Source organism: Pseudoalteromonas sp. SR43-2 (assembly GCF_014163885.1).
Lineage (GTDB): Bacteria > Pseudomonadota > Gammaproteobacteria > Enterobacterales > Alteromonadaceae > Pseudoalteromonas > Pseudoalteromonas distincta.
The window spans coordinates 118,695-133,988 of sequence record NZ_JACJED010000010.1; the positions used below are offsets into that span (position 1 = coordinate 118,695).

Genomic DNA, 15,294 nt, shown 5'->3' on the forward strand with positions numbered 1-15,294 from the left:
AATTAATTAGGATAACTCATGACAAATACGTTTAACAAAGTCACAGAATCTATAAAAAATGCATCTGCTTGGCAGCAAAAATATCGTGAAATAATGCTTTTAGGAAAAACGTTACCGGCTTTAGCTGATGTTTTAAAAACTGATGACGCACTTGTCTCTGGTTGTGAAAGCAAAGTATGGATGTTTGTTGAATTTGACTTAACCGAAAATACACTTGTTGTAATAGGTGACTCTGATACTCGTATAGTAAAAGGATTATTAGCTATTATTTTAGCGCTTTATAACGGGCTCACACCAGAGCAGGTAGTGAATAAAAATGCGTATGAAGAATTTGAAAAGCTGGGCCTTATTAGCCACTTAAGCGCATCACGTGGTAATGGTATTAAAGCCATGGTTGAAAAAATTCAAACCATGGCACAACACAAGCTTAGTTAACCAGAGTCAGTTGATCTTTCAAGGTTAAATTGCAGCAGTCTGCTTGGTATTTAGGCAAGGCAGACTCTAGGCTTGCGAGCGTTGTTTTTTATCTAGGTATTTACGTACAGCTTTAGCAGCTACAAAAAAACCAAAGCTTCCTGTGATCATAGACACAGAGCCAAAGCCATTATTACAGTCCATATTCATCGTGCCATCAGCACTTTGCTTAGCATGGCAAACGCTGCCATCGCTTCCTGGGTAAACCAATTGCTCTGTTGAGTAAACGCAATCAATATTAAACTTACGTTTAGGATTATTACTAAAATTATATTGCTTGCGCAAAATATAGCGCACCTTTGCAAGTAATGGGTCTTGCGTAGTTTTAGCTACATCACCAAACGTTATTTGGCTAGGATCTGTTTGCCCGCCAGCACCACCAGTTGTGATTATAGGTAGTTTATTGCGTTTACAGTGAGCAATTAATGCTGCTTTTTCTTTAACTGCATCAATGCAATCAATTACATAATCAAAGCCTTGAATATGCTCTTGAATATTATCAAGCGTAATAAAGTCATCTATTACATTAACTTGGCATTCTGGATTAATGAGCTCGCAGCGCACTTTCATTGCATCTACTTTAGCTTGGCCAATAGTGCCCGTTAATGCGTGAATTTGTCTGTTGACGTTAGTTGCGCAAATATCATCCAAATCGATAAGTGTAATTTTGCCTACACCAGTACGGGCAAGAGCTTCTGCTGTCCAACTTCCTACACCACCAATCCCTACTACACAAAAATGTGCTTCTTGAAGCCAATCAAACTGTTGATGACCATATAAACGTTTAATACCACCAAAACGTATATCTGTAACTTTTTCGCTCATTTACCAATCCAGTTGCCATGGCGATTGCCATGCTTGAAAATCTTGATGTTTAATTAACGCCAAAAACTCATCACCATTATCGGGTAATAAAGTTAGCTGTATTTGTTCACCTTGCCATAAAAAGCTCAACGCATATGCGTGTAAATAGGTACGACTTGATGGCGTGCCTGCATACATTGCATCGCCTAAAATAGCTGCCCCCACACTTTTTAGTGCCACTCTTAGTTGATGTGTTTTGCCAGAGTAAGGTTTTAAAATATACCCTCTAAATCCTGGCTTATAACTCAGAGAATAGAATCGCGTTATTGCAGGGTTAAGTGTACTAGTCAGTAACTTAAACGAACCACGGCGAGACTTAGCCATATCGCCTTTTATCCACCCCTGCTTCTTTTTTGGTTTAGCATCACTAATCGCTAAATAAAATTTAGCAATCGCATGCTCAGTAAACATAACAGTAAAGGCGGCTGCAGCGGCTTTGTTTCGCGATAAAATAATCAGCCCTGATGTCACTTTATCTAAACGATGAACGGCATAAAGCTTTTGCGATAATTGTTGTTCGGCTAAAACAACAAAGCCGGGCCCCTCTTCAGAATGAAAATTAAGCCCCGCTGGCTTTTCTAAAATATAAAAATCGTTATGTGTAAAAATGATTTTTAATATTTTACTTACTTGTTCACTCACTCGTTTGTACTTTTAATATGGGCTATCACTTTAGCTAAGTCATCGGGCGTATCAACTCCAGCATGGGGTGCTATTTGAGCTTGTTCTATTTTGATTTTATAACCATGATACAACACACGTAACTGCTCAAGCGATTCAAGTAGCTCAAGTGGCGATACGCTCAATTCTATATATTGTTTAATAAAACCCGCTCTATACGCATAAATACCTACATGGCGTTGAAACGGGGCTAAATTAAGGGTAGTGCTATCATCCATCATCGCATTTCTATCAAACGGTATACTGGCACGAGAAAAATACAGCGCATTTTTATTTATATCGCTAACCACTTTAACGGCATTAGGATTAAATACTTCATCACGTTCTTCAATAGCAACACTTAACGTTGCCATTGGTGCTGTTGAATCACTTAATAATGCAGCAACTTGGGATACATTTTCTGGTGCAAGTAATGGCTCATCACCTTGTACGTTAACCACAATTGTATTGCTATCAAGTTTAATTAAATCAACTACTTCTGCTAATCGTTCAGTACCAGACTGGTGATCTTCACGCGTCATTATTACATCGTTAGTAAACATACTTACTGCATCAAATACTTTTTGATGATCGGTTGCTATAACTACTTTACTAGCACCTGATAAACATGCTTTTTCGTAAACGTGTTGAACCATTGGCTTGCCACAAATATCAGCAAGCGGTTTACCTGGTAGTCGGGTCGATGCAAAACGAGCAGGAATTACAACTACGAATTCCACTTTTCAACCTCTTCTAGAGATAGTTCTCGCGCTTCATTTTCAAGTAATACAGGAATATCATCTTGAACAGGATAAGCAAGCTTCGCTGCTGTGCTAATTAGTTCATTGTTTTCTCTGTCAAAGCGTAATTTACCCTTACAAACTGGACAGGCAATTATCTCGAGTAATTTTGTATCAAAGGCCATTGAGTATTCCTTTTTCTTTTAATATTGAATTTAATCTATTTATTACGCTATCGTTAGGCTCTGCATCAACAGGTAGATAATACCAATTAGGCTTTGCAAAGGACTTACATTTAACGGCATCTTTTTCGGTCATTATAATGCAATCATCACCAAATTGGGCAAAATCATCTACTGTATAAGCATAATGATCTCTAAAATGATGGGTCGATAATAACGTAATATCTTGTGCTTCTAATGAGTTTTCAAACCGTTTAGGGTTCCCAATTGCACTTATTGCATGTGCTTCACTTACGTCATTTTTTGCATAATCGCTTGAATTAACTAATCGTAAGTTACTTACTTTTAGCGTGTAGCTATTATTAGCCTCACCACCATTTTCAATTACTATATCGACACTTTGCAAACGTTTAGTTGTTTCACGAAGTGGCCCTGCAGGCATAACAAAGCCATTACCAAAACGACGCTCACTATCAACAATACAACACTCAATGCTACGAGGCATTTTATAATGCTGCATTCCATCATCAGAAATAATAACATCGAGTTTATAATTATTTTCTAATAAATCGATATTGTGTTGTCTGTTAGGCCCAACCGCTATTGGGCACTTTAAACGATGATATAAAAGTATGGGCTCATCTCCAGCCTGCTGAGCATCTACAAGCTCAGTGACTAACAGCGGGTAATTTTTTGATTGCCCACCATATCCTCTACTAATAATTCCCACTGATAAACCTTGCTGTATTAAGTGACCATACAGCCACAAAACAAAAGGCGTTTTACCATTACCGCCAACACTTATATTGCCAACTACAATTACAGGCGTTTTGCACTCAAAAGGTTTAAGTATTTTAACGCTGTATAAGTATTTTCGAAATGACGATACAACCCAAAACAAAGCACTTAATGGTAATAACAGCAAAGTAATTAGACCAAATGGTTTATACCAGCTTTGTTCTATTTTACTCACGCCTGATCACCAAACTGCATTTTGCAAAGGGCTGAATAAGTACCATCATTTGCTAATAAGCTATTGTGATCGCCACTTTCTATTACACGACCGTTATCAATAACATATATTCGGTCACTGTTTTCGATAGTAGATAAGCGATGCGCAATAACAATTGAGGTTTTATCTTTCATTAACGTTTCTAATGCTTGCTGAATAAGCTTTTCAGATTCGGTATCAAGTGCTGATGTCGCCTCGTCCAAAATCAAAATAGGTGCGTCTTTTAATATAGCACGTGCTATTGCTATACGCTGGCGTTGACCGCCGGAGAGCATTACGCCATTTTCACCTACCATGGTGTTTAATTGTTCTGGCAGATCTTTAATAAACTCCCAAACATGCGCTTGTTTAGCAACTTGCTCTAATTCTTCCTCAGACACATCATGCTTTATGCCATAACAAATATTGTTAGCAATCGTATCGTTAAATAACACGACCTGCTGAGACACTAAAGCAAATTGGCGACGCAAATCTGTTAATTTATAATCCTGCAGAGCTATACCATCGAGTAATATCTCACTCGGTAACTCTAAGTCATAGTAGCGTGGTAATAAATTAGAAATTGTTGATTTACCAGAGCCTGAGCGCCCTACTAAGGCAATACTCTCACCCGCTTTAATCGTTAGCGACAAATCATTTAATACGGCTTCATCTTTTGTTGGGTACTTAAAGGTTACATTTTTAACTTCAATTAACCCTTTAACTTTATCGACTGAAACGGTGCCAGTATCTTTTTCCATTTCTTCATCTAAAACTAAAAAAATACTTTGCGCGGCAGAGATACCACGCTGCATATCACTATTAACATTGGCGAGTTGTTTTAGCGGTCGCAATAACATCATCATTGAGGCAATTAATGCCATGAAGTCACCTGAGGTAATCGTATCAATCATTGATGGAAGAGATACAGCCCATAAAATAACAGCCATGGCACTGGCTGCTAATATTTGAATAATTGATACACTTAAAGCTTTTGTCGCATCCATTTTAATGCGCTGCTGGCGATTATGATTATTAATCTTTGAGAAATGGTTTATTTCTTGGTCTTGTCCGCCAAATCCATGAATAACTTTATGTCCGCTAAGCATTTGTTCAGAGCTACGTGTAACCTGCCCCATAGCTGATTGGATACTTTTAGAAATATGGCGAAAACGTTTCGATACAACCGCTACAATAATGGCAACGAGAGGGATGATGACTAAAAATATAAGTGAGAGCTTCCAACTGGTATAAAACATTACACCAAGTAAAAAGACAACAAAGGCTCCTTCACGTACAACAATAAGTAACGCTTTAGTAATTGCTTGTTGAACTTGCTCTGTGTCAAAAGTGATTTTTGAAATTAAATCGCCTGTTGAGTTTTTGTCATGAAAAGAAACGGGTAAATGCAATATGTGCTCAAATAACTCTTGGCGTAAAGAGCGTACAACTTGAGAGCCCACATAACTTAAACAGTACGAAGACATAAAGTTAAAAACACCACGCCCCAGTACTAACGCGATAACTACAAAAGGAGCGTACTTTAAAACTTCTGTATTTCGTTGGTTTAAACCTTGATCAATAAACGGCTTCATTAATTGAATGAATAAAGCATCCATTGCTGAATAGCCTATCATCCCAACAATTGCGATAAAAGCGACGCTTTTGTATGCGCCAACATACGAGACAAGACGTTTATAAATTTGTGCAGTACTTTGATCCATAACACTCTCTAAATACAGTAACTCCCTGTATTGTATCCTTCGATGAGATAAAACTAAACGTCAATCTTTGATAAACCAATAACTTTCCTGCCCTCTTGCTGTTTCTATGACCAAATTGTTTGAGTAGAATTTAATACTAATTTGTCCATCAACGCCTGTTGTAAATTGCTCGGCGCTTATTGCTTTGTAACGCTCGACAACAACTGGCTTGGGAAATTCCCACTGTCCTTTATAAGCACTTGAATGAATCACAACTTTAGGAGCTACATCACTAATAAAATTAACACTTGAGGATGTATCACTGCCATGATGCGGGCTTAACATGACTGTACTTTTCAACGATGTATTATTAGCTAATAAAGAAGCTTCACGGGATTTTGATATATCACCTGTAAATAACACACTATGAGTATTACTCGATACTCTAACAACGCATGAATCGTCGTTTTCATTTCCATACCCTCTAGTGCTAAAGCTTTCCACTCTTAAACCGACAAAATCAACACTTTGGACTTCACACACATTAAGTGTATTTTCAGGATGAAATTGCTTTAATGTTTCCCCAAATCCAGCTTCAATAAAATGCTGTATTCCTCCAGCGTGATCGCTGTCTTCATGACTTAGAATCGCTGTTTTTACTGTGAAATTATTTGCTTTTATATAAGGCAATAAGATACTTCGCGTACGACTAAAACGATTAAAATAACTTGGACCAAAATCATAGATAAGCACTTGGTTATCTTTTTCAATTAATGCCATGAGACCATGCCCAACATCAAACACATGAAGCTGCCAGTTGGGCTTTTCTTTTAGAAGGTTATTCAATAAAAGTACTGTTAAAGGAATGAAAGAAAGCAACTTATAGGGGAGGAAGTAAATCATCAACATAGTAATATAGGTAAAAATGAAGAATATTAACTCGATTCGTCCTGTTGTCAGCCATCTTAACGGCTCGGGTATTTCATAAAGTAATTTAAATAACGCATATAACCCTGTATCAAACAAATGTATTAAATTACCTATATCTATAAAAGTACTCAGTAATGTAAAAACAATCAAAAATGGCAAAATAATGATGGAAAGAAACGGTATCGCAATTAAGTTAATCACTAGTCCCGCAATACTTACGCCATTAAAAAAATAAAGTGAAAGTGGTAATAAACCGATAAACAATGCTACTTGAATAACAAATAACGCAATAATTTTGTTTTTTATTCGTGTTTTTAATATTGGTAATTTATTAATAACAGTAAAAATTATAGCGACAGCTAAAAATGAAAAATACAGACCTGGATTAAGTAAATTGAATGGGTTAACAGCAAGCACTATTACCAAGGCAAATAAAATACTACGCCATCGCAGCGGCTGCTTAGCAAGAAAATAAAGTAACAAATAACAACCCAGCATAATTAGCGCTCGCGTTGCTGATACTAAAAAGTCACTTAAATATACGTAAACTAATGCAGCTATAAAACCGAACGAACTGTAGTAAAGTGTAAGGTTAAATGATTGACCAATTGAAAAGTTTATTTTCGTACAGATAAATCGAATGAATAAGTAACCAAAGCTAAAAATCAAACCAATATGTAAACCCGATATAGCCAGTAAGTGACTTAACCCAAGTGATTGCATTAATTGTTTATCTGTATAGCTCATCAACGATTTATCACCACTGAGTAATGCATAATAAAGCCACTGCAATCTTGTATTTGTATAGGTATTTTTAATGAAGTTTTGATAATCTAGTACGATGCTTTGTTTATCGCTGTGTATTATATTAAGCTCTTTATTGAGCACTTTACCTTTAAATAATATCCTATTTATAAATGCATAACGTTCATTATCAAACACATTAAAATTTTTATTACTGCGAAAATATTTTAAATGGATTAATGCAGAGAATTCATCCCCGACTGTAAAAGGCTGTGCAGAATTAACACTGAGCATTGCTTTGGGTGCTCTAAAACTCGAAAAACTACTCCCGTCTAATGCCACTATTTTGGCTTTGATATACTGAGGTTTTTTATCAGAAATAACCTCTTCAACAACTAATGTAGAATCAAGTGCATACTTTTCGTTCGATTTTGGTATTTCAAAACTATAAAAAAGGTAGAAATGCATACCAACAAAGCAAATTGCACAAATAAAGCCTAACAATACGTTTAAAAACGGCTTAAAATAAGCGCTCACTATTACAATGAAAATTGTGAAGACTGTAAATTCGAGAGTTTGATAATAAAACACGGTTGCTACACAGCCAATTACAAACCCAAGACTTATCCACACTGATGTAAATGGTTGCTTTAAATGGCTAAAAAAACGATCCAAAGATTTTTACCTGATCCAAATAAAATTAGACATCATAAATCACTAAAAATATTTGGACGACTTTTACAAGACGCAAATCTTTGGCATTTAAATAGACGTTCAGCTCGAGGAGCCTTCGCGGTCGGGTTATTTTTTGCTTTCATCCCTGTTCCTTTTCAAATGGTTTTAGCCGCAGCAGGTGCTATATTATTTAGGGTTAATTTACCCATATCAGTTGCTTTAGTATGGCTTACGAATCCATTAACCATGCCACCTATCTTTTATGGCTCATACTTAGTGGGTACGTTAATACTTAATCAGCCAGAACAACACTTTGTATTTGAAGCAAGTTGGTCTTGGTTTTTAGAAAGTATAGAAACAATCGGTCCTGCATTTTTATTAGGTTCATTAGTATGTGCTTCTATTGCATCAATTATAGGATACTTTGGTATCGATATTATTTGGCGCCGCTCTGTGAAAAAAGCATGGTTATCACGAAATAATTAGTGGCGTTAAAGCTAAATAATCGCTGCAATCCTAATCTAATAAAATATTATAGACGAAAAAAAACCAACTTTATCAAGTTGGTTTTTTTATAATCAATAAACTTTAAAAGCGAAATACACGCCTTAAGCCAACCAGTGGTAATAACAATAATGTATACCAAGGGAAGCTAGCAGAGTTACGCTCATAAACTTCAGCTTCTACTGGAGCACAGCTTTCTACTTCACCATTTGCAATTGGCGTTAGTTTAACTGCTATTGCAATACTCTCATATTCAATTTCACCATTAATATCAGTTACTACACCGCCTAATGAATCTAGCTTTTCAACTGTTTTAGTCGCAGTACCAAATATTTCATTATCTTCGTTGATAGCAGTCGCTTCAACCATAGTATAAGCGTAATCAGTTTCACCGTCGGTGTCATAACAAGGCAGTAAATCGTTTAGATTAGTGATTTTGTCTTCACCAATTTTGTAAATAAAGGCCTCTTTGAGTCGCGAGCTATCAGAAACCCCCACTTCCCCTTCACCTACAATATAACCTTGGTTGTTTATATCGTTACCGTAAGAACTTGAGCTTGAAAAGTAATCATTAGGGAAAACCGTACTACCCGTTGCTATATCATGATAAAAGAATTTATTACGAAGAGTGCCTTCAATACGTTTAGTTGCATAACCTGTAATTACATCGTTATCATTAATAGCAATTGATTTACCAGACTGCCAGTCATCTTCTTGATTAATAAAATCAACAACCGCACCGTCTTTAAAATAAACTGGCATTGTAAGAATTGTATCGTCATTTTTGTAATAACGTGTATTCGATGAACCTACAATTGTCCCGTTGCTGTTCACTGCTAAAGCAGTACTTGTAAATGCGTCATCTTCCGCTTCACCTTCGTCAGGTGTCAGTGCCATACCAAGCTCTTCAACAGATGTGATATTAAGTGATTCATCAAGTTCCCATTTAACAGCGCGCTTATTAAATAAGCCTCGTGAAATATTTGAATTTAACAAATTGATACATACTGACGTTGGTTCGTCTTCATTATCACAGTTATCATCAATATTATCTTGTCTGTCATCTGGAATGCTTGTAGACATGTTACCTACAACGGTATAACCACTGTTAGTTTTAATAATATCGTTGGCACGACTTGTACCACCATATTCATTAAACTCAGGCTCTAACTCAACACTTACACTGCCATCAGCGCTTATTACAATCCCACGCTCTATAAATTCATGAGTAAACCATGTTTCTGCATCATCCTCACCATCAGGTGTAAAAGATACTTTATCGTATGGGGCGCTTCCCCAACCGACTGTAACACCATCTTCAGTTACAGCATTAAAAAGGTTAGTAGTTGAACGTGTTAGTCCGTCATAATCAACAGATGCAATATCAAATAATGGTTGCTCAGTTATTTGTGTATCATTATATTTTATGCCTACTAATGAGCTTAATTTTTGATATTCAAAATTTGTAGAAATTGAAGATAAAAAACTAACCATGAAAGTGTGTGCATCAGCATTAGTCAGTACTGCATCATTATTTTCAATGTCATCAAGTGTGAAGGTAATCTCTTTATCACTTAATTCAAATGCTGCCTCAGTATTGTCATAGCTATTTTCAATAAGGTTTTCAGTAAAATCTATATAGCTTGTATCAATAGGTAAATTGTATAAACCATTTGCGAAACCAATAATATGCCCGCTTTCGCTTACATCTGTTACATAAGAATATTTAGCGTCTTCAAGAGTCCCTAATTCACTTAACTGGTACGTCGCACTTGTTGCTGAAGTGCTTAATGTCGCTAAAATACTGGCAGCGAGTAATTTATATTTCATTTTAGTCCTTACTACTGATTCTGTAATTCTTCAAGTTCTTCCCAGCGCTCAAGGGCAGCTTCAAGGTCAGACTCAAGTTGTGCTAAATGGTTCAATGCTTTAGTTGTTACATCACTCTCTTGTTTAAAAAAGTTTGCGTCACTTACTACAGCTTGTTGAGCTTCAATTTCAGCTTCTAGTTTTTCCATTTTATTCGGTAGTTGCTCTAATTCAAGTTTTAATTTGTAAGAGAGTTTATTTGTCTTAGCTGCTGGTTTTGCGGCTGGAGCGGCTACTTTTTCAACTTTTTTTACTGGTTGTTGCTGAATTTTTTTTTCTTGTTCAGCTAAGTAACCTACATAAGCTTCATAGTCGCTATAACCACCGACGATATCTGTTACTTTACCATTGCCTTCAAATGCCCATACACTAGAACATGTATTATCAATAAATTCTCGGTCATGGCTTACAATCAGCACTGTACCTTGATATTGATTAATAATGTCCTCTAATAACTCTAACGTTTCAATGTCCAAGTCATTCGTTGGCTCATCGAGAACAAGTATATTAGATGGTTTTAAAAACAGTTTAGCTAATAGCAGTCTATTTTTTTCACCACCAGAGAGTGCTTTAACCGGGGTTCGAGCGCGTGCTGGAGGGAATAAAAAGTCTTGCAGGTAACCTAAGACATGGCGTGAACGACCGCCCATCATCACTTCTTGTTTACCTTCGGCAACGTTATCTTGAACAGTTGCTTCTTCGTCAAGTTTTTCACGGTATTGGTCAAAGTAAGCAAACTCTAAATTAACACCTTGTTTAGTAATACCACTATCAGGTTCTAAATCACCAAACATTAGTTTTAATAGTGTTGTTTTACCAATACCATTTGGCCCTACTAAGCCAATTCTGTCGCCACGCATTACAAGTGTCGAAAAATCATCAGCAATAACTTTGTCTTTAAATGCATGGCAAAGGTTCTTAGCTTCAAATACCAACTTACCTGAGCGATCAGCTGTTTCAATATTAAAGTCAGTTTTTCCAACTTGATCAACACGTTGCTTGCGCTCATTACGTAGCTGTTTTAGCTCTCGAACACGCCCTTCGTTACGCGTTCTTCGCGCTTTAACACCCTGGCGAATCCACGTTTCTTCTTCAGCTAAACGCTTATCAAACAATGCATTTTGCGCTTCTTCTACTTTTAAATCATGCGCTTTTTGCTCTAGATAAGTCGCGTAATCACCTGGGTACGAAATAAGTTTACCGCGATCTAAATCTAAAATACGCGTAGCGACAGCGCGAATAAACGCACGGTCATGCGATATAAATACAATGCCGCCTTTAAATTCTTTTAAAAACTGTTCAAGCCACATTACACTTGCCATATCTAAATGGTTTGTTGGCTCATCTAGTAATAATAAGTCAGGCTCACTTACAAGTGCACGCGCAAGTGCTACTTTACGTAACCAGCCACCAGAAAGAGACTCAAGCTTAGCCTCTGGTGTTAATTCTAATTGTGTCAAAACTAATTGAATTCGGCTATCAAAACGCCAACCATCAGCGGCTTCAAGTTGGTTTGATAAACGTTCAAGTTTATTTAATAACTTATCAGTACATTGTGTTTGCAGTTCGTTGCTAACATGATGAAAATCAATGAGTAGGTTAGCGATTTCTGGCATACCCTGTGCCACGTAATCAAATACAGTTCCGCTTGCACCTTTTGGTGGATCTTGCTCTAAACGAGAAATTCGAATACCACCAAGCTGATTTATTTCACCATCATCTAAAACAACTTGTCCATCGAGTACTTTTAATAACGTTGACTTGCCCGCGCCATTTCGACCAACTACACACACTCTTTCGCCACTTTCTATAACGGCGTCTGCTTTGTTAAGCAAAGCATGTGTACCAAAAGCAAGTTGTGCTTTTAAAATTCTTATTAAATCCATAGTTCTTATTTGCTCTTATTCTGCTTGTGCTAAAAATTCGCGCACAGAGTGTAAAGTAAAAGGCCAATATAATTTCTCGCCTTTTTCACTTTTTAATACAGGAATAGTAATTTGATACTCAGCAATAAGCTGCTCATCAGTCATAATATCGATTAGTAATAACTCACTGTTGTCATTTAGTACATCAGTGATAAGTTGCTCAGCCTGTTCGCACAAGTGGCAACCATCAGTATGATATAAAATCCATTTAGCCATGCGTAATTAGCCAGCTATTATGGATTTTTTTATTACGTTTGAAGTCTGGTGATAGCGTTTTATCTGAGATATTAACGGCTTTTAAACCTAAACCAATCAGGCCAACTTCATCCATTACAAAACCACGTTTGTTATTAGAGAAAATCAAAGTACCTGATGGACTTAAGATCTTTTTTACCCACGTTAATAATTTAATGTGATCACTTTGCACATCAAACGCGTCTTTCATACGTTTTGAGTTTGAGAACGTTGGAGGGTCTAAAAATATCAAATCATATTGTGCTGTCGCATGCTCTAACCATTTTAAACAATCTGCTTGTTCAAAACGGTAACGTGTATTATTGATATTGTTTAAATCGAAGTTATCTTGGCCCCATTTTAAATAGGTTTTAGATAAATCAACTGTTGTAATTGCTTTAGCGCCACCAAGTGCGGCATGCACAGAGGCAGTACCTGTGTATGCAAACAAGTTTAAAAAGCGCTTATCTTTCGCATTTTCTTGAATATAACGACGCATTAAACGGTGATCTAAAAACAAACCTGTGTCTAAGTAGTCAAATAAATTAACTTTAAACTTAGCACCAAACTCTTCAACTACCATAGTTCGGTTTTGTTTAGACATGGCCGTATACTGGTCTTCGCCCTTTTGCTTTTTACGCACTTTTACAGCAATATTTTCAGGTGAGATATCAAGTTGTTGCGAAGTCAACGTTATTACGTCTTGCAGGCGTTTTTCTGATGTTTTTTCATCAATTTCTTTAGGCGCTGCATATTCAAAAATAACCGCAGAATCACCGTAAATATCTACAGCAACATTGTACTCAGGGATATCCGCTTCATAAACACGATAAGCGTCTACTTTATTTTGTTTAAGCCAGTTTTTTAAGCCTTGCTTATTCTTTTTCAATCTATTTGCGAATGACGTAGAGCCCTCAAAATTAAGCGCTTTTTTATCATCGGTGGTCAAACTTACTTGCTTATCATCTAATTGATATAAGTTAAGTTCAACATCAAGTGGGCCATTTTTAAACTTATAACGCTTAAGGCGCACAAGTTTTAAAAGTTTAAATAAGCTTTCGTCCATACCTAGTAAGGCAAGTTTCCAATGATTAAAGTGCTTTTTAAAGCCAACACCTAAATTACGGTGTAAATCAACAAGCTCAGCCATAGAACCAATACGCTCACCGTATGGTAAGTTTGAGATTACAACACCCGGTAATTTGGCAACAGCAGTAAGTTTAGTTGCATCGCTTTGCTTAAACTTAATAACATCATCAAGCTCAGCACGTTTGGCATTATCAATCGCTTTATTTAAAACTTGTTCATCGTAATCGTGGCCAATTAACCACAATTTAGGATCGGTAATGTTAGCAAGTAACTCTTCTTTAAGTTCTTTAAACTTAGCGGCTCTAAAACTGGGTAAACGCTCAAAAGCAAAGCCTTCACGAAATAATCCCGGTGCTTCGTTTCGTGCCATGCCAGCCGCTTCGATTAAAATAGTACCTGCACCACAACATGGATCGAATAAAGGTTGTTTTACATTATCAAGCCAACCACTTCGTTTAATTAATGCAGCAGCTAAATGTTCTTTAATTGGTGCTTTACCTTGACCTTGACGGTAACCACGTTCAGACAAACGAGGGCCAGAATAGTCAATATACATAGAAACGCCGTAACGATTTAATCGCGCAACAACACGCACATTTGCATCTTGCTTATCAACGTTAGGACGCTGCTCGTATAAATCATTAAAGTAGTCAACAATCGCATCTTTTATTACAAGACCCGAAAATTGTGTGTTTTTTAATGAGTCATTGGTACCGTTGAAGTCGACAGCGAATGTTTGAGTTGGTCCAAACCACTCTTGCCAAGGTTGCGAGCGAGCAAAATTATACAGGCTATTCTTGTCATCTACGCCTTCTTTTTCTTCAATAAGCATAAGCACACGCGTTGCAAAACGACTTGATAAACAAACCTTTTGCGCCAGTAATGAGTCAGCCTCAAAACGAACAGAACCAACAGTTTGCTTAGACACAGTTGCGCCAAGTTCTGTTAGTTCATCAACCAATAAATTTTCGATTCCGATAGAAGTAAGTGCGATAAATTGCAAAGTAATAACCCTTAATAGCTAATTGCGCAGGATTATAACATAGGTTGGGCGACAAACACGCCATAAAGACACGCTTAAGACTTAAATTTGGTTAGGCGGTTTGACTTTGATATTGCTGATTTAGGATGGGGTGTACTCGATTATTCAAAATACGGATTACTTCAAATTGCGCTAAAGATAAATTTTCGTCTAATTTAAAGGTTTCGCTTAAATTTAAGCAAATAGATGCATCAGGGCAATGCTCTACAATTAAAAAATCGCCAGTCTGCGCTTTAGATATTAATTTAACTATTGCTTCTACACTAGGCTCTGTTCCAGTGTATTCTTCAAAAAACCAGCTTTTTGATAAAACGGGTTTTAAGTGATACTTAACAGCGGTTGCATTTAGCGATATTTGACAAATTTGAGCAGCAGTCCACAATTCAAACCCATCTAAATAGTTATAAACTTGTTCATAAAATGCAGCATCTTCTAAACTAAAACGTGGATTTTTAAAAACAGAATCGGTGAGTTGTCTTAACTTATAGGGTGTACATAATTGCATGTCGTCATTTAAATCAAGTAACAAACGATTTTTATTAGGACAAGTAATCCACTGCCATTGCTTTGATGCTTGTAACATTTACTCCTCCTTGGGTATGTTGAATAATTATTGCTCACAGTATAACCGCTTTTGACCACTTTTAAAATGCTTGCTTAGAACATTT

General features: G+C 36.6%; 14 protein-coding genes. 2 read left to right on the plus strand and 12 right to left on the minus strand.

Features of this window, described 5'->3' with window-relative positions; all coding sequences use genetic code 11:
- The first annotated feature begins 18 nt into the window (after window positions 1-18).
- On the plus strand, window positions 19-435 hold the full coding sequence (locus H5120_RS10560; protein WP_182674335.1) for a SufE family protein: 417 nt from the start codon (window positions 19-21) through the stop codon (window positions 433-435).
- Between the two features lie 66 nt (window positions 436-501).
- Here H5120_RS10560 and tcdA read toward each other — a convergent pair whose 3' ends face one another.
- From tcdA to H5120_RS10595, 7 genes are read right to left on the minus strand one after another with little or no spacing between them, the layout of a single operon-like run.
- Window positions 502-1,299, minus strand: coding sequence for a tRNA cyclic N6-threonylcarbamoyladenosine(37) synthase TcdA (tcdA, locus tag H5120_RS10565; RefSeq protein ID WP_182674336.1), 798 nt, complete (start codon window positions 1,297-1,299; stop codon window positions 502-504).
- Entirely contained in the window at window positions 1,300-1,980 is a 681-nt protein-coding gene (locus H5120_RS10570) for a TIGR01621 family pseudouridine synthase (RefSeq protein WP_182674337.1), read from the minus strand.
- Entirely contained in the window at window positions 1,977-2,738 is a 762-nt protein-coding gene (gene kdsB / locus H5120_RS10575; RefSeq protein WP_182674338.1) for a 3-deoxy-manno-octulosonate cytidylyltransferase, read from the minus strand. The genes H5120_RS10570 and kdsB overlap by 4 nt, the downstream gene beginning before the upstream one ends.
- Window positions 2,726-2,923, minus strand: a complete 198-nt coding sequence (locus H5120_RS10580; RefSeq protein WP_002961789.1) for a Trm112 family protein — start codon at window positions 2,921-2,923, stop codon at window positions 2,726-2,728. Before H5120_RS10580 ends, kdsB begins: the two co-directional genes overlap by 13 nt.
- Window positions 2,913-3,893: a tetraacyldisaccharide 4'-kinase gene (lpxK, locus tag H5120_RS10585; RefSeq protein WP_182674339.1), complete on the minus strand. Its 981-nt coding sequence runs from the start codon at window positions 3,891-3,893 to the stop codon at window positions 2,913-2,915. Before lpxK ends, H5120_RS10580 begins: the two co-directional genes overlap by 11 nt.
- Window positions 3,890-5,635 carry a lipid A export permease/ATP-binding protein MsbA gene (gene msbA, locus H5120_RS10590; RefSeq protein ID WP_182671590.1) on the minus strand — a complete coding sequence of 582 codons (1,746 nt, stop codon included), beginning with the start codon at window positions 5,633-5,635 and terminating at the stop codon, window positions 3,890-3,892. The genes lpxK and msbA overlap by 4 nt, the downstream gene beginning before the upstream one ends.
- Window positions 5,636-5,695: 60 nt before the next feature.
- Window positions 5,696-7,963, minus strand: a complete 2,268-nt coding sequence (locus H5120_RS10595) for a DNA internalization-related competence protein ComEC/Rec2 (protein WP_182674340.1) — start codon at window positions 7,961-7,963, stop codon at window positions 5,696-5,698.
- Between H5120_RS10595 and H5120_RS10600 the strand changes: the two genes are divergently transcribed.
- Window positions 7,943-8,449: a DUF2062 domain-containing protein gene (locus tag H5120_RS10600; protein ID WP_024595571.1), complete on the plus strand. Its 507-nt coding sequence runs from the start codon at window positions 7,943-7,945 to the stop codon at window positions 8,447-8,449. The two genes, H5120_RS10595 and H5120_RS10600, sit on opposite strands and share 21 nt — an antisense overlap.
- A gap of 102 nt (window positions 8,450-8,551) precedes the next feature.
- Here the strand turns inward: H5120_RS10600 and H5120_RS10605 are convergent, their stop codons facing one another.
- From H5120_RS10605 to H5120_RS10625, 5 genes are all read right to left on the minus strand, one after another.
- On the minus strand, window positions 8,552-10,297 hold the full coding sequence (locus H5120_RS10605) for a DUF3466 family protein (protein ID WP_182674341.1): 1,746 nt from the start codon (window positions 10,295-10,297) through the stop codon (window positions 8,552-8,554).
- 11 nt (window positions 10,298-10,308) lie between these two features.
- Window positions 10,309-12,222 (minus strand): ABC transporter ATP-binding protein, encoded by a 1,914-nt coding sequence (locus H5120_RS10610; protein ID WP_002961781.1) that lies wholly within the window; start codon window positions 12,220-12,222, stop codon window positions 10,309-10,311.
- Between the two features lie 15 nt (window positions 12,223-12,237).
- Window positions 12,238-12,477 (minus strand): glutaredoxin family protein, encoded by a 240-nt coding sequence (locus H5120_RS10615; RefSeq protein ID WP_002961779.1) that lies wholly within the window; start codon window positions 12,475-12,477, stop codon window positions 12,238-12,240.
- Complete coding sequence (rlmKL, locus tag H5120_RS10620; RefSeq protein WP_182674342.1) at window positions 12,470-14,587, minus strand: bifunctional 23S rRNA (guanine(2069)-N(7))-methyltransferase RlmK/23S rRNA (guanine(2445)-N(2))-methyltransferase RlmL; 2,118 nt, start codon at window positions 14,585-14,587, stop codon at window positions 12,470-12,472. The genes H5120_RS10615 and rlmKL overlap by 8 nt, the downstream gene beginning before the upstream one ends.
- Window positions 14,588-14,678: 91 nt before the next feature.
- On the minus strand, window positions 14,679-15,209 hold the full coding sequence (locus tag H5120_RS10625) for a cell division protein ZapC (RefSeq protein WP_182674343.1): 531 nt from the start codon (window positions 15,207-15,209) through the stop codon (window positions 14,679-14,681).
- Between the last annotated feature and the right edge of the window lie 85 nt (window positions 15,210-15,294).

Excerpts from the sequence above, each read along its gene's own strand:
- H5120_RS10625 (WP_182674343.1), bottom strand. The coding sequence starts at position 15,209 with ATGTTACAAGCATCAAAGCAATGGCAGTGGATTACTTGTCCTAATAAA.
- tcdA (WP_182674336.1), bottom strand. The coding sequence starts at position 1,299 with ATGAGCGAAAAAGTTACAGATATACGTTTTGGTGGTATTAAACGTTTA.
- msbA (WP_182671590.1), bottom strand. The coding sequence starts at position 5,635 with ATGGATCAAAGTACTGCACAAATTTATAAACGTCTTGTCTCGTATGTT.
- H5120_RS10610 (WP_002961781.1), bottom strand. The coding sequence starts at position 12,222 with ATGGATTTAATAAGAATTTTAAAAGCACAACTTGCTTTTGGTACACAT.
- H5120_RS10600 (WP_024595571.1), top strand. The coding sequence starts at position 7,943 with ATGGCTAAAAAAACGATCCAAAGATTTTTACCTGATCCAAATAAAATT.
- H5120_RS10560 (WP_182674335.1), top strand. The coding sequence starts at position 19 with ATGACAAATACGTTTAACAAAGTCACAGAATCTATAAAAAATGCATCT.
- H5120_RS10605 (WP_182674341.1), bottom strand. The coding sequence starts at position 10,297 with ATGAAATATAAATTACTCGCTGCCAGTATTTTAGCGACATTAAGCACT.
- H5120_RS10615 (WP_002961779.1), bottom strand. The coding sequence starts at position 12,477 with ATGGCTAAATGGATTTTATATCATACTGATGGTTGCCACTTGTGCGAA.
- H5120_RS10580 (WP_002961789.1), bottom strand. The coding sequence starts at position 2,923 with ATGGCCTTTGATACAAAATTACTCGAGATAATTGCCTGTCCAGTTTGT.